Genomic DNA, 19,082 nt, shown 5'->3' with positions numbered 1-19,082 from the left:
GAGCCATAATACCAGAGCTAGATGAAACATTAAGGTGACATTTGTAAGCAACTGTTACAGAAACAACACGCTTACTTTAATTTTTTGCGATGACACACTGGTTACTGACTACAAAGCCAAGTATTTAAAACCCGCCGCGGTATCTTTAAACACATTACAAATAAAGTGTACCTTGCATATAGCGTACCGCATGACCTGTTAACGTTACCGTATTATCAGCGACTTCACAGTAAATATTCCCACCGCGGCTAGAAGCTTGGTAAGCGTTAAGCGAGGTTTTACCCAGCACGTGCGCCCAATAAGGTGCAAGGCCAGTATGGATAGAGCCTGTTACAAAATCTTCATCGCCGCCACTGGCAGGCCAAAAGTAACGCGAGATAAAGTCGTACTCTGTGCCCGGCGCTGTAGCCACTACATCCAGTGGGAATAAGGTTTTAAGTAATTTAGAATCCGTTTTAAGATTAATTATATCTTGCTCGCTTTTATAAACTGCAAAGTAAGCCTGTTTACTTTTCAACACCTTACATGGTTGTATAGACAAGCCGTTTAATAGTTCAACGGGTATATTTTCAGCCTCAATCGGTGCTTGCTTTGGAAAGGTCATAGCAAAGCTGCCATCATTATTTTTATTAATGATTAACTCGCCTACTGCAGCTGCCTGAAAACGAATTTGCGATAAATCATGCTGTTCACACAATACAAAAGCAGCCGCTAAAGTGGCGTGCCCACAAAAGTCAATTTCCATTAACGGTGAAAACCAACGAATGGCATAACTGCCATCAGCTTGGCGACAAGTAAACGCTGTTTCTGAGACATTATTTTCCGCGCCAATTTTTAGCATCAGCTCATCATCAAGCCAAGTGTCTAAGTCGATTACCGCTGCATAGTTACCTTTAAATAACTCGTTAGTAAACGCATCTATTTGGTGGATAGTTAGTTGCATTGCTGTCCTTTAATTCTAAAAAGATCGGTTAATACATGATGACGGCAAAAGTTCTTTGGGTACATTAGTTTTGTTTTCACCCACCGCCTGCATACCTGTTACTGGCTGATCATACCCGCACAACCAAGTGATCGGGCTCGTTGGACTGCCGGTCACAACCGCTGGACGAAATGACAATATTGTTTTTTGTAATGGGGTTGATGCCTTGTTACCAAGGTTAATATGAATAGCACCACTTTCAACAGTAATGCTTGTGACTCTATTACCAATCAAAAGCTCAGCGTTCGGTACGCCCGCTTGTTCATTATTAACAGGAAACCGCCCTTGCTCTAAATAAAATGCAGCGACATCTTCGCGAATGGTTGCCGCCATGGCTAGTGGCTCTACAAGCTCACTACGTTGAATGTATTTACTATATTGCGGCAATGCTACAGAGGCTAGAATACCTATTATAGCTATAACCACCATCAGCTCTATGAGGGTAAATCCCTTGTATCTCATAATATTTCTCCAAGTGCAAAAATAGGCTGGTAAGCGTCTTTTAAAAATAGTGCGATAACAATAACCATCACAATAGTTAGAACACTGATAAATTTATTAAGGTGCGCGTTGGCATCTTGCTTTAACTCTAACGCTTTTTGTTTTACTAAAAAGGCAAACTCTTTACTTATATCTAAGCCGTGTAGTTGGCAACTGTGTAGGTGATCAAGCTCGGGAATATCCGAATTTTCTTTCAAGCCTTTAATTGGAAACTCAAGTATTGCTATAAGGGCAATATGCTGGCGCTTAATTTTTTGTGGAATTATAAAATCAAATATACTGGGGGAGTTATCAGCTTTAAGTAAATTACTTATTTGACTTAAACGTATAGCACTGAGCCAAGTGGTTATAAAAAGGCATCCTAGTAATAATACAAATACGTACCAAAATTGCGTTACGTAACTAAATGAACTATTCAGCTGCACCTGATAGTCATTAAATACAGCTACAAAGGTTGGTATTACGTAAAGCTGATAAATAACATTAATCGCGATAAAAATGGCAAAAACAACCGCCAAGTAACTTACCTTATTTTTGTATTCAAAGCCGCGATAGTCAATTGTACTGGGTAATTGCTCGTAGCATAGCGCCAGCTTTTGCTGCTCATGCTCCGTACTACTATTTATAATATGTGCCGATAATTGCGTAGCAAGTGAACTGTCTGGCTGCCCACACTTATAAATACGTAAATGCCTAGCACTGCTTAATTGAGCTTTTTGCGCTGATGTAAGGTTACTTGATGGCAAAAATAACCGGCATAAATAGCCGAGCTGATTCCAGTTCATACTCTATCCCTTTTGTTTTGATAGAGTAATTTGCCATAAAACCAGTAACTTTTAAATTGAATGTTTTTTATTCAGGTAATTTAAATCATAGCAGGGCGTAATTTATAATATTGAATACAACCAAGTTGAGCGGCATTGGTGAGTAAGATCATTACAAACGTTAAAATATGCGAAGTACTAGGCGCTGCCATTGCAAGCTCTGCAAATAAGCCACAAACACCAGCAATAAACTGCAAGCTGAAATAACGGGCACTTAGGTTACTAATATCACCACTGCGCAATGTTTTATAGGTTTGTGGCATCACTCTTACTGAACTCATAATTAACCCTACAAAAGTAAGCCACGTAAGTACTGTTGCAACCTCAAGAGCTGGGTTGAGCAGCAGTAAGAATGGTAATAGGGAGAAGCCAAGCATAGCTGCTAGTTGCACTCGCTCTTCACGCTTTGCGTTATAACGCGCAAAATAATACAAAATTAATCCACTCAAACACCCCGTCACCACAAATGGTAATACCATGTAAAAGCGCGAAAAATACAAATTATAAGTAATGAAGTAAATACTTTGCGCCACACCAAAGCTCATCATCAATAGTGACAACCCTGATACACTGCGGTTTTTTCTAATTTTATTGAGTAGCGGTAAAAAACTAAACACCAAAATAAATGACGATAAAATAGGCAGGTAATGCGCCAAAGTAAACCTCGTTCGTTAGTAATTGATTAATAAGTTAGCAATGTATGAATAAAACAGAAAATTATTGTAAAGCACTGTTTTTACGTGCTTTATAAAAGGGGCGGCATTGTAAAGATCTAACGTAAACAAGCAACCAACAGTACAAAATTAGTTCAGGTACAACGCGGCAAGATAAGCTTACAGTTGCCAAGTTGAAATGCTTTTATGTCGGCTAAAAAGCGACGGTTAAATTGCCGTCTAAAATTGAAATAACACTGAGAATTGTTATCATGCCAGTAAATTTACGTTAATAGCTAGTTGGCCCATGAGAAAAACACTTTTTAAAATACACAGCTGGATTGCCCTTTGCGCTTTAGTGCCACTCATCGTGATCAGTATTACTGGTAGTGTATTAGTATTTAAAAGTGAAATTGATGGCCTGCTGATGCCTGATAGCCACTTTGTTGTTAACAATTCCTTAGAGCGACAGCCTATTGATAACCTGATCGCAGTGGCAGAAAACACATTTCCGGATTATGTCGTAGGTAGTTGGGAGATTTTTAATGATAACACCGCCGATCGCGTTTATTTAGTAAAACGCGGTACTGACTCTTGGTATAAATTTCATTTAAATCAATATACTGGAGAGGTTTTGTCGCAACCCGTTGGTACCAGCCACTACTTTACCGATTGGTTTTTAGAGCTGCATTACACCTTTTTACTCAATGATTTAAAGTCTTTACCAGGGCAAACGGGTACTGTTTTGGGTTTCTTCTTTGCAATATTTTTATTCGTACTCGGTGTAACCGGTTTAATTATTTATCGTAAATTCTGGCAGCGTTTATTTTCAGTGCGCTGGCGTGCAACGCTGCAAATTGTACTCAGTGATATACATAAAATGACCGGCGTACTGGGTTCACCGATTATTTTGATATTGGCGATCACTGGTGGTTACTTCAATTGGGCTGTGTGGTACCACGAAGTCGTGGAGCACGCTGAAGAAGAGCATTTTATACTCACTAATAACTTATACAGCGAGAACATTAATTTTCAAGCTATTCTTGATGATAGCAAAAAGCAGATCCCCACTTTTAACGGCACATTTTTAGTAATGCCACTTGAACCTGATGAAAATATCACGCTATTCGGCGAAGTGGATAGCCGTAACCCGCTGGCAAGCGAATACGCCAACACAGTTAGTTATAACAAACAAACCGGTGAACATATGGCAAACTGGGATATTCGCGAAGTGGGCATTGGTTGGCAAGTAATTGATAGTTTTAGAAAACTCCACTTTGGCTACTTTGCAGGTTTACTCAGTAAAATCTTATGGTGCGTCATTGGGCTAAGCCCAGTATGGCTTGCTGGCACGGGATTTTACTTATGGCTGAGTCGCCGTAATCGTAAAAAACAGTCTCAAAAAAACCGTAAGCACAGGCGCGCAACAAACGAATTAAATGCTTGATTAAATAATCACCTCAGCGTACTTTGATTGAAACGCTGAGGTAACTATGAAATTCTACTATTTATTACTTTTAATATGTTTATTAACGGCTTGTAAAAGTACGGAATCGCCCCCTCCCACAGCTCCATCACTTACGAGCTTGCTCAACCACTCGCTTTTTAAGTTACGCCCTGTTGCAACTGAGCAAGTTATTTTTCAACTTGCTAATAATGAAGTACAAACATTTCTAGCCTATGTGGAAAAACAGCGCCAAAATGATTTAACCGACGATATTATTGTTTATAACTACATTGAGCGTAGCTTAAATCATTTTAGTTATCACGGTGATACCCTTACAGCACAACAAACGATTGAATCAGCCCATGGTAACTGCATAAGCCTAGCGATATTAACGCAAGCTTACGCCAACTTAATTAACCTTGAGACTAGTTTTCAAGAAATGACGAGTGAACCGGTCTATGGTAAAGAAAGTAATCTAGTCTTTGTGGCTAATCACTTTCGCACTAAGTTATACCGCCCTTTAATTGAGAAAAAGGGTCATATCAACTTCATTAGACCAGGCGTGCTTATTGATTATTTTCCTTCACAGGGTAGTTTTTATGTCGGAACTGCCAGTTATGAGGATCTCGTTGCTAAGTATTACAGCAATCTAGCAGCTGATGCCTTGCTAAAACAAGATTACGACTTAGTCTATAGCTTGCTATTAAAAGCGCATCAATACACTCCAAGCAACCCTGAATTATTTAATCTTGCAGCCATACTACACCGACGTGTTAACGACTTAACAACCAGCCAACAGATCTATCAAAAGGCACTCGATCAACAACTGCAAAGTTTAAACTTATTGAGTAATTATAAAGTTCTTGCTGAGGATATTGGGAATGAAATATTAGTTGCACAACTTGACTCATTATTAAGCGCACAAGAAAAAGATCCTTTCGAATTAATTGCGCTGGGTGAAAACGAAGCATTAAGAGGTCGATTAATGAGTGCTAAAAAGCACATCACTGACGCAATGGAAAAAGCACCTTATTTAGCTGAACCTTATGTCGCGCTTGCCAAAGTTCGTTATCAACAAGGTAATTTAAATGATGCTCACAAACTATTAAAACAAGCAATAAAACTTGAAAAAGACCAGCAGCAACGCAATGTTTACGCTGCAAAGCTGGCCTCTATTAACATTTACAGCGAATAATAAAACCCGAGCCAGCCTCTGAGCTCATCGGCAAAACTATCACCTTCAACTTTGACCAAGCCAAAGTCAAACTGCAGATCATTTAACCCTGCAGGACCAAGGCCAAAACTAAACGGACCTTGCCACTTAATACCGTAACTTTGGCCATACACGTGTTGATCAACTTGATGTTGTTGGTAATAAAGCCATGGCATGCCTTCTTCCCAACTAATCCCCCCTCCATAGCCTTGGTAGCGATTACCGAGCGCGCTATAAAAAGGGAGTTCTGGTGCAAAAACATAGTCACTGCGAGTGTTTTTTGATAATAAAGACGAGCTAAAACCACCCAATGCCAGCTCACTGTCATCTCGATATTGTTGGCTGAAATTGGCGTATAAAGGAATATCGAATATTTTGCCGAACAGCTGTGCAGCAAGATCATAGCCCTGCCAGTTTTGTATCTCATTGTCACCACTGTACCAGCGTGCATTAACCGCCTGGCCAATTGCAAAATCTTGTATGTCATAACTCCACGATTGCTTAACAGCGACTCTAAGCCATTGTGAACTTTGCTTTTGGTCATAAATTACATCATCTATTTCAGAGTAATTATAAGCCAACTCTGGTTGTACTTTAAATTCACCAAAACGCAGCGGTAAACTTGCAGCAAAGTAACCACCTTGTACTGATTGTTCTGCGAATAGGCTTTGTTGATACTGCTTGCTAGCATCCAAGTCATAAGAAAATAACTGACTATCGAGCTTCACCGCGAGCGCACTGTAACGCGCCTGAGCATAAATGCCTTTTAAGGCTGTGTCATGTAAGTCAATGCTATAGCCGAGTTGCCAATCAAGCTGCTTGAGCAGATCACTGCCTTTAACACTGGCTGAAAGTAAAGCCGCAGCAGCAGAGTGATATTGCTCACCTAGCGCAAACGTGGCTTTTTGCTGCCATAAATCATAACTCATTTGCTCCCCGATAGGCTGTTGATAGACTTTAGCTTTTGGCAAAGTGTGCTCATTAACGAGTAATAGTGGTGCAATGCTCGTCGTTGCAAACTCTGTTACTTCTTCACTATCACTTAGCTGTAGCTTCATAATATCGGGGCCATCACTACTGATTGAGAAATACAGCAACTCTTGCTCTGTCAATGGTAACGGATTAGCGACTGCTTGCTGTCCTTGAGTTAGTTTAAATAAACGCTGAGAAGTTAAATCATAACGATAAATATCTGTAGAACCAGTAAGTCCCGCGACAAAATAGAGCTGCCTACCATCTTCACTCCAACTCGGTTGGGATAAATACTGATAACCCTTTGGCATAGGCACAGCCAAGGCTTTTTGCCCTTGCAAATCTTGTATATACAACTGCCAATTGTGGTTAAACTCCGTTTTGAGGAACGCGAGTTGCTGCTGATTTGGGTTAAGTACAGGGTAGTCGTAAACCGTTGCTAAACTCTTTTCAAATAATGGCTGACTTTGTCCTGTCTGTAAGTCAACTCGCACTAACTCCGAGTAACCGCCCTTAACTTGTTCGGCGTAAAGTACTTGTCCGTTATCAGCAATAGTAAAACGTCTCAATCCTGCTAACTCGGTAAGCTGTTTTACTTCACCAGTTTTTGTATGCCAGCTAAATATGTCAGATAATCGTTGCAGCTCAAGGTGATCGACTCGACTATAAGCCGAAAAATATAGCACCTCGTCATTTAGCCACTGAGGGTTTTGCAAACCTGCGCGATTGATCTGATTAAGTAGCTGCTTTTGCTTACGTTTAAATATCACTGGCGGCTTATCGGCAATATCTTTAGGATCGTCTGCAAGTAACTCTTGCTGTGCTTTTTGAAACTCTTCAGCCGCCTCGAGGTTATCTTCTGTGCTATACAAGGATAACTGTGTTTTCCCCTCTTTATTACGTTCCACAACTGCAAGCTGTTGATTATTAGGTGATAATATTGGGTTGCTGGCATATAAATCTAATTTGAGCCACAACTCACTAGTAAGTGACTGCTCACTCTGCTCTTTATTCATTGCTTGATAGGTATATTCGGCAATAAAACGTCTATATAGCTTACTTGCAGAGTCACCAAATACACCTGTAAAAGCCTTATCAAAATCACGCTGCTTTACACCTTGCATGCGGGTCCAAACTGCATCAAGAGTTTGTTCTGAGCTGTTTTTCTCTAACCAATCTAAAAAGCGTGAGCCCATTAGATAAGCCATAGAGCCAGCTAAATAACCACCATCAGTGCTATTTAACTGGCTATAGCTGGGCAGAGCCCCCTGCTGAGCAAACTCAGTTAAAATTGCTTCACTGTAGTTATCGAATAAGCGCCCACGACCTGTCATTTTTGATTCGAGTAACGTTGCGTAACCTTCGGCTACCCAGCGCGGCATATCGCTGTAGCTAATATCATAAAGATCCCAAATATTACGCAGTTTTTGACGCCATTGACTGCGTGTTGGTTGTGCCAAGTGCACTAAATGAATGTACTCATGTAAAACAAGTAACTGCTGCCAACCACTACTATTAGAAATTACCGTATCTGATTGCGGTGGTGTAGTAAAAAGTGCCATCAAGGGTTTATTAGACACAGGTAAAGCAAAGCCATTCGCTGCATTGAGCGGATCAAACACGACCACATCAACTGTTTCATCCAACGCACGATTTTGTTGCTCGAGCACCTTAGCGCGCACTATTTCTAACTCATTTGCAGCTGAGCGTGCCCAGTCAGCATTCTCTTCGCTGTAATGAATATTAAAATGCTCTGTGTGGATGGTTTGCCATTGTGGTGCCGCTTGCACATGGGAGGCTAAGAATAACGATAAAGTCAGTAGTGTTTTTTTCATCATGTTCCCTGATATTTTATTTATAACTATTATGGTCATAAATAAGCATAAAAAGAGAGCATAAAAATGTAAGAAAGCGTGTGCAACTGATTTGCTAGTCAAGATCCAACGGCTGTACTAAAGTGATCAACAAACTCACTATGAATATTGAAACGACAAATACCAATATAGTACGTAACACGCCAAGGCCCGCACTATACATAGCAAGGGTAATCAAACTACCAATAACAAACACCCCACAACGTATACAAGACTGTGAATTTTTTTTCTGGCTACGTATGTTACACATTAATAGCAATACACAACAAAAGGCGATTAAACAAAGTACTAATGCCATCATAACCCCGCATTGAATGAGATAAGATGAGATTAAGTATAAAGTGAATTTAAAATAGATCAATGCAATTGATAATTATTTGCAATTGCATGTTTTTTACATCCAACTTCGTAGATCTGATTCAGCTTGGTACAAAGTAAAGTTGATAATCTCATCAGCTCGTTCTGTCGTGAGGTAAGGCAAGGAAACTATGCCTGCTGCAAGTTGTATAGACAAGCTCTTCAACTTCGCTTTACGCATCAGGAAAGTACTCGTACTGTGTGTGCTTTGTGCTTTATATAACTCAAAGACTCTATATTGTACGCCAATCATACCGCTGCGAAATACTCCATAAAAGCGGCCTTCATGTTGGTAAAAGTAATAGCCATAACGACTATATGATAAATACACTAAAACGCTTAACAGCAAAAAGCTTAATACCCCATAAGCAGGTGTTAGCGTGTCACTCATCATGCACAGCCCAGCAAAGAGTAAGCTAGGAATTAAGGCGTATACGAACATATTTTTAATTAATAATGCTCTTTCAACCCTTTTAAAATTAAGGGCCTTAAAATCAAGCCATGGATACAACCACTGACACACCTGGTTAACTTGCTCAACATCAAGCACGGGCATTACTAAACTTTGTTTACTCTTAGCGCCCGCAAAGCCACCGCTAGAAGCTTGGAAACATTGCACGGTATAACGCTTTAATAATCGCGCAATTAAGTTTTGCTTAATCACAATCGATTGCACTTTTTCAAAACTGACCGACAGTTGATGACGTTCTAACAACCCTGCAATGCGTTTAAATTTTCCTCCCTGAAAGTACAACTGATAATTGTAAAAGCGAATTAACGACATCAATATCGATAACAAAACCGCAATCACAACGATCACCACAAGTAGCGAAAAAACAGCTAACGCCGCTGCATCCACCAACATGCCAACTTCTTGCTGATAAAAAGATTCAAGGCGGTTGATCACGACTTCTTCTAGAAAATCCAGCATCACATTCATAAATGGCGCAAGCGCAGCCAGCGCTAAAATCGCCATGTTCGACATCAAGCCAAACTTCGCAACTTCTTTATTCGTTAGCGCTAAGTGATGTTCCATAGCATTTGGCCGTGTATCTTCAGTACGTGGTTGCAACTCATCTGCTTGCTGCGTTTCTTTAAAAGCCAGCACCTGCTCGCGTATTTGTTCAGCATATTGAGTTGTCACCCCTGGTAGTACAGCCTCTTGACCCACACTACCTGCGGCATCAAAAATACAATTAACTAAGCCAAGTGGTTTAAAATAAAACGGCTCCGTAATATTAACGTTTTGCACCCTTAAAAAGTTAAGCGTTAAGCGCTCTTTTTTAAACACCCCTTTATTGAGCAAGATCTCATGCTCATCAGAAATACAAAAACGGAAGTTAACGTAATAGGCAAACGAATAAACCAATAACGCAACAACCGCTATTGCGACAGCTACCTGCCCCCAAAACAGCTTGTTTTGCACTTGGGTAACAAACACCACCAAAATTGGCAGTAAATTAAAAATACCGTCTTTTACAAATCGAAACGCAAAATGTAATACAAAATAACCAAGCGCCCAGGGCGATACACGCTGCCACACTATGTTATTCATCCGACTAACTCATTATTATCACTAAGCGGCGCTGAACTATGGACAGATGTTTGCCTCGCTTCGGTGTACTTTTGAATAAATTGACGAATGTCTTTGCAATCGTCATGGCTTAAGCCACTGATATTAAGGTCTGCACTCATGCCACCCGCGCTGTATAATCGCAAGCTCGCCAAGCCCAATTTTCGCTCTAGGGGCCCACGATGAATTTCAGTATGTTGTATCCGTGCCAGCGGTAAAACAGTCACTTGTTGCCAGATAACCCCTTTACGATACGCAATATCATGCTCGCGCATAGCAATTCCTTTCAATCGTATACTTACGATATTATACAGTAAGGAGATAACCAAAATGCTTGGTAAAGCAATGAGTAACGGTGTTTGCGCAATAGCAGCAAAAGCGTGGTTAAAAAAGCAAACCACCGCTAAGGCAGCCATTAATGGAATATAAAACAATAGCCAACTTAGCTGAGCGTGTAATAACGCCTTTTCTGCAAGCGGCTTAAAAATAATTTTTTGATGTTGAGGCAAGGCGTCTAATTGGTGGTTTTCGAACACTTTAATTCCTTAAAAGCCAACGTAGTAAGGCGTTGGCTCAATTTATAATACCACTATAACCTATGTATTAAACCCAACGAATGGTCGTCGCTAAAGTATGGCTTGCACCTGGGGCTACAACAGCACTGTCATCCATTACATTTGCGGCTTCTAAACACAACATCGTGTGGTATTCGTCATCAGCAAAATTAGATAAACGTTTTGATTTATCAATCCATGGGTTCCATAGTACGCACGATGTTGAATTTTCGCGGCCTACTTCAATAATACCATCAGGGGTAATGATACGCTGTGTCGCAGCAGCTTGGGTATAAACCATGTCTGTTTCACGAGCAAAACCAACCAGTTCATTTTGTTCAAATGGGCCCTCAGCAAATTCAATATATTTTGAGCCTTGTAGTCCATCAACCTGAGTTTCAGTAATTGCTGGTGTTGGGAAGTAGGTGTGCAGTGCTTGCGTAAACGTAATCGTTTGATCGCTTAGATTTGTTGTTGTTAAACGCACTTCAAGCTTAGTTGTTAGTATAAATTCCACTTTAAGCGTTGATTTATGCGGCCAATAAGTCTCATCCACTTGAGCCATCGGCAGAGTTAAACTGACACGTATTTCATCATCTTGCTCAGATACTTCATTCGCACGCCATAGGCTTGTGCGCGCGACACCATGAATTGGCCAATCTGGATTTGCATTAACCCCAAACCATGGCCAGCAAATGGGAATACCACCACGTACACTTTTGCCTTCTTGGTAATCTTCTTCGCTTGATACCCAGATTAAAGGTTTTTTGTCAGTTGGTGTAAATTCAGTGAGCTGCGCGCCCTGTAGGAAAATTTTCGCGCTACAAAACTCACTTGCAACATTAATATACTCTAAGCCTGTGTCTGTTTGTTCTATGCTTACAGATGGAGATAACTTCATAATACGTCCCATAAAAATGAAAAGCCTAACCCACCTTACCCAATACTCGGCCTGTTAGTAAATATTATTTAGTGAGTTTTTGTGTCAAATTCTATAATTTTTCACTCTGTCGCTTCTTATTAGTAAAATATCTGGTAATAACGTGTAATTTAACAACGATGTTTTAGAGGAAATTGATTTCAACTCAAATAATATAAAAAGTCTTTAAACCACTCTGTAAAGCCAGTATTACAGTATTAATCCTCTTCATTAATTTGAACTCTATTTATTAGATGTGTAATATTTATTAGTTGCGATCACACCTAAACTGCAAACCTGCTGCTAATGAGATAAAAATGAAAAAATATGACGAGTTATTGGTTTCTTTACGTAAAGTGATCCGCGCGATCGATCTGCACTCTAAGCAGTTAAATAAAACGTCAGGTCTGACCGGTCCACAGCTACTAATTATGACAGAAGTCGCTCAAACAGACGGTATTACCGCCAGTCGCATCGCGCAAAATGTTAATTTAAGCCCCGCAACTGTTACCAATATTTTAGACCGCTTAGAGAACCGAGATTTAGTGACTCGTGTGCGTAGCCAATTAGATAAGCGTCGAGTCAGTCTGTATTTAACACAAAGTGGTAAGTCTATATTGCTAGCAGCGCCACAACCTTTGCAAGAGCACTTTATCGAACAATTTAGCGCTTTAGAAGAGTGGGAACAAAGCCAGTTACTTTCATCAATGCAGCGCATTGCAACTATGATGGATGCACAAAGTATCGACGCGGCACCATTATTAGAAGTGGGTCTGCTTACCCGAGCTGCTGAAGGAAAAATAACAGAATAAATATATTAAACATACATTTAAGCATAGTTTATAAATGACCAACTTGGGTTTGAGGTACAATTAGTCTATCCTATCTATATCCATTTCTAGATTAGCGATATATCATGCTCAAACTATCTCAGTTGGCTGTCGCAACTATGCTAGGCGTTACAACTAGCGCCTCATACGCTTCTTCGAACATTGAAGCTATACAAGCCCAACTAAATCAACTGCAACAACAAATGCAGCAACTACAACAGCAGTTAGCCGCTGAAAAAGCCAAACAAACAAAAATTAACCAACAGCTTGAGCAGCAAAACGAGATCATTGCAAAGCAAGCGCAGGATAATACTGAAACAGCGTTATCTGGGGTAAAGTTTGGTGGCGCGATTCGTACCAACTACAGCCATACTTCTTACGATGACGGTAATAAAAATCGCGGTGGCGATTTTGATTTTGATATCTTCCGTTTAAATGTTTCTGGTGATATCGGCGGCGTGTTGATAGGCGGCGAAATTCGCTTTTTTGATTACATGACCGCGATAAAATCAGCTTGGGCAGGGTATCAATTTACTGATGATTGGCAAATGCAGGTAGGTATAACAAAAGTCCCATTTGGTAACGATCCATATAATTCGCATAACTACTTTTTTAGCGCAAACTACTACCTTGGCCTCGAAGATGACCATGATTTAGGGATAATGTTTAAACGCAAAGTGGCTGATAACTGGCAATTAGACTTAGGGTTTTTCAAAAACGATGAACTCGGTGGGATTGATGGTTACGTAGAAGATCGTAGCCACCGCTATTCGTACGATATTGTCGGCAGCCGCACCGCCGACGAAGGTATTTATGCTACACCAACCAGAGAGCTTGGTGAGTACAATACCTTTACAGGGCGCTACGCTTATTACTTTGAACACGGTGAAGGCATGATCACCGAAGTGGGTGTATCTGGCTTAGCTGGGGGCTTACATGACGGCCAAGAGCGTGCCGGAAGTTACAATGCATGGGCATTGCATGTAAATAGCAATATTAATAACTGGAATATTCAGCTACAGCATGGAGAATATGATTACAACATTGATGACACCAACCGCATCGCGGTAGGCGCCTATGCGTTTTATGACTCAATTGCAGCCGATGCAACCACCAGCAGTTTGAATGTCGCGTATAGTTTACCGGTAGAATGGGGGCCTGTGAGCAATCTGCAATTTTACAATGATTACAGCGCTGTTTATAACAAGTCTGATGATACCGCAGATACTTGGATGAATGTGACCGGCGTATCCGTTGCTGCAGGTGGCTTATTTACCTACTTTGATTTAGTGCATGCTCGAAACCAAGCTTTTGTTGGCGGCTCTGTCGCAGGCGATAGCGATGAAACAGAACGTCGCTTTAATATCAATATAGGCTATTATTTTTAGGCTTATTCAGTCACCCAGCGTGTTTGCTGGGTGCATTCTCACCTACGCTTACTTTCATTCTGCACAGTAATAACCGCACACAATCGAGAATTCACAATATTTATAAACGATAATAATTGCTATTTACTAAATAAACCGCTAACATCTGGCTCTTTTTTGGAAACGGATGGTACACATTGGAACGACATTACGCTGAAGTTCTAAGCTTTATTTCTCGCTCTGTGGGCTGTCGTGATAAAGCCGAAAACATAGTACAAGAAGCTTATACTCGATTACTCCGTGGGCGCATTAATCAAACAAACTACGATGAAAATCACCAACGGGCACTATTTTTTACTGCAGCTAAAAATATTGTGATCGATCATTATCGCCGCAACCAGAAGTTCGTTGATCCCATAGAATGCGAACTCGTTGCCCCCTGTGATTATGAGCCTGAAGCAAAATTAGCTAGCCAACAACAGCTCGAATTACTTTATACTTGCATTGATCAGCTGCCACTGAAAACTAAACAAGCCTTTACGCTGTATAAATTTAAAAATCTAAGCTACCAACAAGTAGCCGAACAAATGGGTATTTCAGTAAGTATGGTGGAAAAACATTTAGCGACAGCCATGCTTGCATGCCGTGATGCAATAAAGAAATAAGTGCGAGAATAACAATCATGACCCGTCATCAAACACCTTTGCAACTTCAACAGCAGGCTAACCACTGGCTCGAGCTACAACGAACTGGTTTAAATAAAACCCAGCAACAAGCATTTATGCATTGGCTAAATGAAAGCCCAGCACACCAAGCAGCTTATCAAGAAACTCAGCAAGTAAACCTACTACTGGCAAAATTTGACGATGCACAAACAGCCAAAGTTAATGATGCAACCAAGCACTCAGGCTTGAGTAAAATATGGGCTATCGCCGCCTGTGCAGCACTGATGGTGATCAGCCTTATTAGTTATCAGTATTGGCCAAACAGTGACTTGCCAAGTTTTCATGCTCAATATCAATCAGCGCGGGGAGAACAAATCGACTTTGAACTACCCGATGGTAGTCAGCTCAGTTTGGATGCGCAAAGCCAACTGTTATTAGTGTTTGATGCTAAGCAAAGAGTCAGCCAGTTAAAGCAAGGTCGTGCCTTATTTGATATTGCCAAAGATCCACAGCGTCCCTTTATTGTAAATACTAACGGCGCAAATATTACCGTGTTAGGTACTCGCTTTAGTGTTGATAGTAAAAGCAATAGCACGCGGATAAGCGTTGATCATGGCCGTGTAAAAGTACAGAGCACTGATAACTCACAGCACCTCATTGAACTAGTTCAGGGGCAACAAGCCGTACTGACAAAACAAGGAGTCGAGGTGCAAAATATAAATCCACACCTTGTCGATGCGTGGCGTAACGGCCGCTTAGTCTTTAACAATGTGCCCCTATACGAAGTATGTGCTGAGTTTACCCGCTATCACGATGTTAACTTTGAATTTACCAAACTCAGCGTTAGAAACATGATGATTTCAGGTACATTTAATGCTAATGAGCTGGACAATTTTTTAAATCTTCTTCCCCACGTATTGCCTATAGAAATTAAAAACAATAATAATCATGTGGTTATGAGTGAAAATTAATTAATTTAAAAAAACTCAAAATTTATTGAGGGATTCTCATTTTCATTCGTTTTCATATAAATCAATTTTGCTTTATATGGAACAATTACAATGCTCAGCACTTCGCGACACTGTTCAAAGTTAACCACTCTCACGCTTGCTTTAGGGCTAGTGTTAAGCCAGCCTTTAGCGGCTCAAGCACAGAGCAATATAGTCACCTTTAATATTGCTCAACAACCACTTAGCCAAGCACTTAACCAACTCGCTGAACAAGCTGATATGAGCTTAATCGCAGATGCAAATTTACTTGATAACTTGCAAGCACCCGCTTTGTATGGGCAAAAAACAGTACGCGATGCATTAACGCAAACCTTGCAAGGCACGGCAATAATAGCTGAAATAGTGGGCAACACTATTATCCTCAAAGGTACTGACACAACAGCCACAACAACTGCTCCCGCTGATTTGCAGGCTAATTTAGCAGAGCAGCCAAAACACGCTGACGACATCGAAGTCATTGTTGTCAAAGGCGATCAAATAAACCTCAATCGCGAACAGTTAGAGCGTACTAAAGGTAGTTCCAACGCTGATATTTTCTCAACTCATACCAGTATTGAAGCTAACAACCTGCGTAATGAAGCTGGTGCACTGGATATTGGTATTCGTGGTGTACAGGGGGAAGGCCGTGTGCCGGTTTTTATTGATGGGAGTTTGCAGTCAACCCATACCAACCGAGGCTATATGGGTACATCTGACAGAACCTATATTGATTCTGATTTGATCAGCACAGTCAGTGTTGAAAAAGGCGCCTCTAGTCGAGTTTCACCTTATGGTGCAGGTGCTATTGGCGGTACGGTCACAATTAGCACCCTCAACCCGAGCGATATTTTAAGCGCCAATCAAGAGTTTGGTGTGTTAATGAAATTAAAAACTTACAACAACAATAAAACACCCGAGATAAGCGATGATCCTTGGCAACAAGAGTATTATCAAGTAACTCAAGATCAAGACAGTAGCCAATTTGAAAATGGCGGCTTGGTACTGGCATCAGCTTACAAAGGCGATGATTTTAGCGGGGTACTTGCCTACAGTAAAAAAGAAACCGGCAATTATTTTGCTGGGAGTCATGGTTATGATCAGTTTGTTGATGTAACCGATAGCGGCTTTGAACGACTGCCTCCCGTCAATCAAGGTGCAGAAGTGGTTAACACCAGCTTTGCCAGTGAGTCTTACCTTGCCAAGTTTAATTACGCTTTTAATGACGAGCACAGCGTAGAAGTAAATACTCGCCACCATCAACAAGAAGCCGGTGAAATGCTTGCATCGTATTGGTTAAAATATACAGAGGGTGATTACTGGCGCTTACCCGATGGTACTTTTGGTATTATTCCACAAGGCATTGAAGCCATGCCACAATGGGAGCCAGGTACTGCCCATGTAAATAGCGCCAGCGCAACTTACCATTATTTACCCACCAATAATAACAAGGTTGATTTAAAGGTTAATCTGTGGAGTACCAATGCAAAGCTTAAACAATACAATGCATTAGGATCGAATTTAGGCCCAAATGCACTGCAGTATTTACACGAATACTCAAACCGACGTCACGGTGTCAGTGTTTATAATACAGCGACTTTTAAACTTGCAGATTCCATTCCTACCGTACTAACAACGGGGTTTTCGTGGCAAGATGAAAAGCTCACACCAAAAGAAGGCTCTGAAGACAACTTTTGGTCAGGCACGACAACGTCACGTAACGGTAAACAAACCAGCCAAAGCTTATTTGCCAATGCGCAGCTAGACTTCGACGCGCTAGAATTAGTACTTAATGCCAATATCCACAATGCTGAAACTGAAGATTATCAAACCGGCTTGAACCAAGAATTTGATGAGAAAACTGATTTTACTGCGCAGCTTTATTATCAATTACTTAGCAATACGACCTTAAAAGCAAAATACAGCCACGCTTATAGAATGCCGAGTGTGTATGAGACCACAGTTTCAAATGAGGTATTCTCATACTCTCCTTATTACCCAGTTGCCCCAGAGCAAACTAATTCATTTGAAGTCGGTGTGGAAAGCCAGTTCAGTGGAGCGCTAGTAACAACAGATTCATTAACCATTGCCGCTAACTATTTTGATACGCAAATTAAAGATATGATTGCCACGGCCAATCTACCCAACTTAGATCCTGCGGCGCCTGAGTGGCTTGAAACGTCCTCAACCTTTACCAATTACGATAGCTTTACTTTACCGGGTATAGAGGTATTGCTTAACTATACGAGTCAATACGTATATGCCTCGGCATCCATTACTAAATATCAGAATATTGAAATTTGCTCTGCACAAATGGCGGAACTTGCTGGCGTAGCAACTTGTAATAACTTAGGTTTTTCAGGCAGCTTAACTCCACTGCGTATTCCACCAGAAAAAAACTATGTAGCAACACTTGGCTTCACCCTCTTTGATGATGCTCTTGATGCTGGTTTTATTTATAAAAAACATTCAGATAAGTCTCATCCAGGCGGATTTTTGTCAGGCACAGGTGCAGCCAATGTACTAGCGTATATTCCTGCTAGTTATCAGCTTGATATGTATTTAGACTATACATTTAGCCCACGCTTTAGTGCTTATACCTCAATCACCAATGTGACCGACCGTTACGCTGTTTCTGCTGGCTCAATTGTTGCTGTCCCAGAGCCTGGACGTACTGTCACCATAGGCTTAGAAATCAAACTGTAATTTTCATTATGCGGCAGCAAAGCATTGCTGCCGTTATATATTAATCCAACTCGATCCACAAAAATCAACCGTTGCCAATGTGTGCATTTACACCAATACTGAGTATTGACTGTGGTTTTACCACAGCTCTAGGGTGGCTTTATGGTGTTGAGGGCTTGGCGTGACAGTGTATGTCGTCATCTTGTACTATTGATTAACCGCATCGTCCCATTTTTAACTTTTCAGGCTTAAGTCTATTTATGAATTTAAAGGCAACTTTAGTCACGTATAAAAATATTGGCTACCAACTACTTGGTTTAATCCTTGTCGGGCTTGGTATTGTAGGCATTGTTTTACCTGTTATGCCCACCACTATTTTTTTCATTTTGGCACTAGCCTGTTTTACCCGCTCATCGCCAAAACTTGCGGCTTGGTTGCTGAACCATCCTCGTTATGGCACAACATTGCGACATTGGCAGGATCACAAAATTGTCCCCACCAAAGCAAAGTGGTATGCGGGCTTAGGTATGTCATTAGGCTTTATATTGTTACTCATGTCAGATCCTGCGGGTTGGGTTATTTACCTTATCGCAGTAATCGAGTCTGTGGTTATGATTTACTTGATATCGCGCCCTTCGGCTCTCACACAGCCGCAATGTAACGTGATGAAACAAAAACAA

15 protein-coding genes and 1 pseudogene are annotated in these 19,082 nt (G+C 40.8%); 8 read left to right on the top strand and 8 right to left on the bottom strand.

Annotated features, from left to right (window positions below):
- Window positions 1-154: 154 nt before the first annotated feature.
- The 4 genes from PHAL_RS0120520 to PHAL_RS0120505 form a co-directional block, all read right to left on the bottom strand.
- Entirely contained in the window at window positions 155-943 is a 789-nt protein-coding gene (locus PHAL_RS0120520) for a PhzF family phenazine biosynthesis protein (RefSeq protein ID WP_016710312.1), read from the bottom strand.
- A gap of 15 nt (window positions 944-958) precedes the next feature.
- The gene (locus tag PHAL_RS0120515; protein WP_016710311.1) at window positions 959-1,444 is read right to left on the bottom strand and encodes a pilin; all 486 of its coding nucleotides are present in this window, start codon (window positions 1,442-1,444) and stop codon (window positions 959-961) included.
- Window positions 1,441-2,268, bottom strand: coding sequence for a hypothetical protein (locus tag PHAL_RS0120510; protein ID WP_016710310.1), 828 nt, complete (start codon window positions 2,266-2,268; stop codon window positions 1,441-1,443). The genes PHAL_RS0120515 and PHAL_RS0120510 overlap by 4 nt, the downstream gene beginning before the upstream one ends.
- An 80-nt stretch (window positions 2,269-2,348) precedes the next feature.
- On the bottom strand, window positions 2,349-2,963 hold the full coding sequence (locus tag PHAL_RS0120505; protein ID WP_016710309.1) for a SemiSWEET family transporter: 615 nt from the start codon (window positions 2,961-2,963) through the stop codon (window positions 2,349-2,351).
- 304 nt (window positions 2,964-3,267) lie between these two features.
- On the opposite strand from PHAL_RS0120505, the gene PHAL_RS0120500 reads away from it, so the two are divergent.
- Together PHAL_RS0120500 and PHAL_RS0120495 are read left to right on the top strand one after the other, a co-directional pair.
- On the top strand, window positions 3,268-4,407 hold the full coding sequence (locus tag PHAL_RS0120500; protein ID WP_016710308.1) for a PepSY-associated TM helix domain-containing protein: 1,140 nt from the start codon (window positions 3,268-3,270) through the stop codon (window positions 4,405-4,407).
- Between the two features lie 46 nt (window positions 4,408-4,453).
- Window positions 4,454-5,602, top strand: coding sequence for a tetratricopeptide repeat protein (locus PHAL_RS0120495; protein WP_016710307.1), 1,149 nt, complete (start codon window positions 4,454-4,456; stop codon window positions 5,600-5,602).
- Here PHAL_RS0120495 and PHAL_RS0120490 read toward each other — a convergent pair.
- From PHAL_RS0120490 to PHAL_RS0120475, 4 genes are all read right to left on the bottom strand, one after another.
- Window positions 5,590-8,427, bottom strand: a complete 2,838-nt coding sequence (locus PHAL_RS0120490; protein ID WP_016710306.1) for a TolB family protein — start codon at window positions 8,425-8,427, stop codon at window positions 5,590-5,592. The two genes, PHAL_RS0120495 and PHAL_RS0120490, sit on opposite strands and share 13 nt — an antisense overlap.
- Before the next feature lie 433 nt (window positions 8,428-8,860).
- A complete protein-coding gene (locus PHAL_RS0120485; RefSeq protein ID WP_016710305.1) occupies window positions 8,861-10,378 on the bottom strand; it encodes a PH domain-containing protein in 1,518 nt (505 codons plus the stop codon).
- Window positions 10,375-10,932: a PH domain-containing protein gene (locus tag PHAL_RS0120480; RefSeq protein WP_016710304.1), complete on the bottom strand. Its 558-nt coding sequence runs from the start codon at window positions 10,930-10,932 to the stop codon at window positions 10,375-10,377. The genes PHAL_RS0120485 and PHAL_RS0120480 overlap by 4 nt, the downstream gene beginning before the upstream one ends.
- Before the next feature lie 67 nt (window positions 10,933-10,999).
- Entirely contained in the window at window positions 11,000-11,851 is an 852-nt protein-coding gene (locus PHAL_RS0120475) for a D-hexose-6-phosphate mutarotase (protein WP_016710303.1), read from the bottom strand.
- Window positions 11,852-12,186: 335 nt separating this feature from the next.
- Here PHAL_RS0120475 and PHAL_RS0120470 point away from each other — a divergent pair, with 335 nt between their 5' ends.
- From PHAL_RS0120470 to PHAL_RS23260, 6 genes and pseudogenes are all read left to right on the top strand, one after another.
- Window positions 12,187-12,681, top strand: a complete 495-nt coding sequence (locus PHAL_RS0120470) for a MarR family winged helix-turn-helix transcriptional regulator (RefSeq protein ID WP_016710302.1) — start codon at window positions 12,187-12,189, stop codon at window positions 12,679-12,681.
- A gap of 104 nt (window positions 12,682-12,785) precedes the next feature.
- Window positions 12,786-14,087 (top strand): porin, encoded by a 1,302-nt coding sequence (locus PHAL_RS0120465; RefSeq protein ID WP_016710301.1) that lies wholly within the window; start codon window positions 12,786-12,788, stop codon window positions 14,085-14,087.
- A gap of 176 nt (window positions 14,088-14,263) precedes the next feature.
- Window positions 14,264-14,731, top strand: a complete 468-nt coding sequence (locus PHAL_RS0120460; protein ID WP_016710300.1) for an RNA polymerase sigma factor — start codon at window positions 14,264-14,266, stop codon at window positions 14,729-14,731.
- 17 nt (window positions 14,732-14,748) lie between these two features.
- Entirely contained in the window at window positions 14,749-15,702 is a 954-nt protein-coding gene (locus PHAL_RS0120455) for a FecR family protein (protein ID WP_016710299.1), read from the top strand.
- 90 nt (window positions 15,703-15,792) lie between these two features.
- On the top strand, window positions 15,793-18,423 hold the full coding sequence (locus PHAL_RS0120450; protein WP_016710298.1) for a TonB-dependent receptor domain-containing protein: 2,631 nt from the start codon (window positions 15,793-15,795) through the stop codon (window positions 18,421-18,423).
- Between the two features lie 239 nt (window positions 18,424-18,662).
- A pseudogene (locus tag PHAL_RS23260) lies at window positions 18,663-19,043 on the top strand (YbaN family protein); the annotation flags it as partial.
- Between the last annotated feature and the right edge of the window lie 39 nt (window positions 19,044-19,082).

The organism is Pseudoalteromonas haloplanktis ATCC 14393, from assembly GCF_000238355.1.
Classification (GTDB): domain Bacteria; phylum Pseudomonadota; class Gammaproteobacteria; order Enterobacterales; family Alteromonadaceae; genus Pseudoalteromonas; species Pseudoalteromonas haloplanktis.
The sequence above is the reverse complement of the archived record's forward strand: the minus strand, read 5'-3'. Positions and strand labels throughout refer to the sequence as shown.

What these genes read in the sequence shown, in the direction of transcription:
- PHAL_RS0120520 (WP_016710312.1), bottom strand. Translation starts at nt 943, where the DNA reads ATGCAACTAACTATCCACCAAATAGATGCGTTTACTAACGAGTTATTT.
- PHAL_RS0120515 (WP_016710311.1), bottom strand. Translation starts at nt 1,444, where the DNA reads ATGAGATACAAGGGATTTACCCTCATAGAGCTGATGGTGGTTATAGCT.
- PHAL_RS0120510 (WP_016710310.1), bottom strand. Translation starts at nt 2,268, where the DNA reads ATGAACTGGAATCAGCTCGGCTATTTATGCCGGTTATTTTTGCCATCA.
- PHAL_RS0120500 (WP_016710308.1), top strand. Translation starts at nt 3,268, where the DNA reads ATGAGAAAAACACTTTTTAAAATACACAGCTGGATTGCCCTTTGCGCT.
- PHAL_RS0120495 (WP_016710307.1), top strand. Translation starts at nt 4,454, where the DNA reads ATGAAATTCTACTATTTATTACTTTTAATATGTTTATTAACGGCTTGT.
- PHAL_RS0120490 (WP_016710306.1), bottom strand. Translation starts at nt 8,427, where the DNA reads ATGAAAAAAACACTACTGACTTTATCGTTATTCTTAGCCTCCCATGTG.
- PHAL_RS0120485 (WP_016710305.1), bottom strand. Translation starts at nt 10,378, where the DNA reads ATGAATAACATAGTGTGGCAGCGTGTATCGCCCTGGGCGCTTGGTTAT.
- PHAL_RS0120475 (WP_016710303.1), bottom strand. Translation starts at nt 11,851, where the DNA reads ATGAAGTTATCTCCATCTGTAAGCATAGAACAAACAGACACAGGCTTA.
- PHAL_RS0120470 (WP_016710302.1), top strand. Translation starts at nt 12,187, where the DNA reads ATGAAAAAATATGACGAGTTATTGGTTTCTTTACGTAAAGTGATCCGC.
- PHAL_RS0120465 (WP_016710301.1), top strand. Translation starts at nt 12,786, where the DNA reads ATGCTCAAACTATCTCAGTTGGCTGTCGCAACTATGCTAGGCGTTACA.
- PHAL_RS0120455 (WP_016710299.1), top strand. Translation starts at nt 14,749, where the DNA reads ATGACCCGTCATCAAACACCTTTGCAACTTCAACAGCAGGCTAACCAC.
- PHAL_RS0120450 (WP_016710298.1), top strand. Translation starts at nt 15,793, where the DNA reads ATGCTCAGCACTTCGCGACACTGTTCAAAGTTAACCACTCTCACGCTT.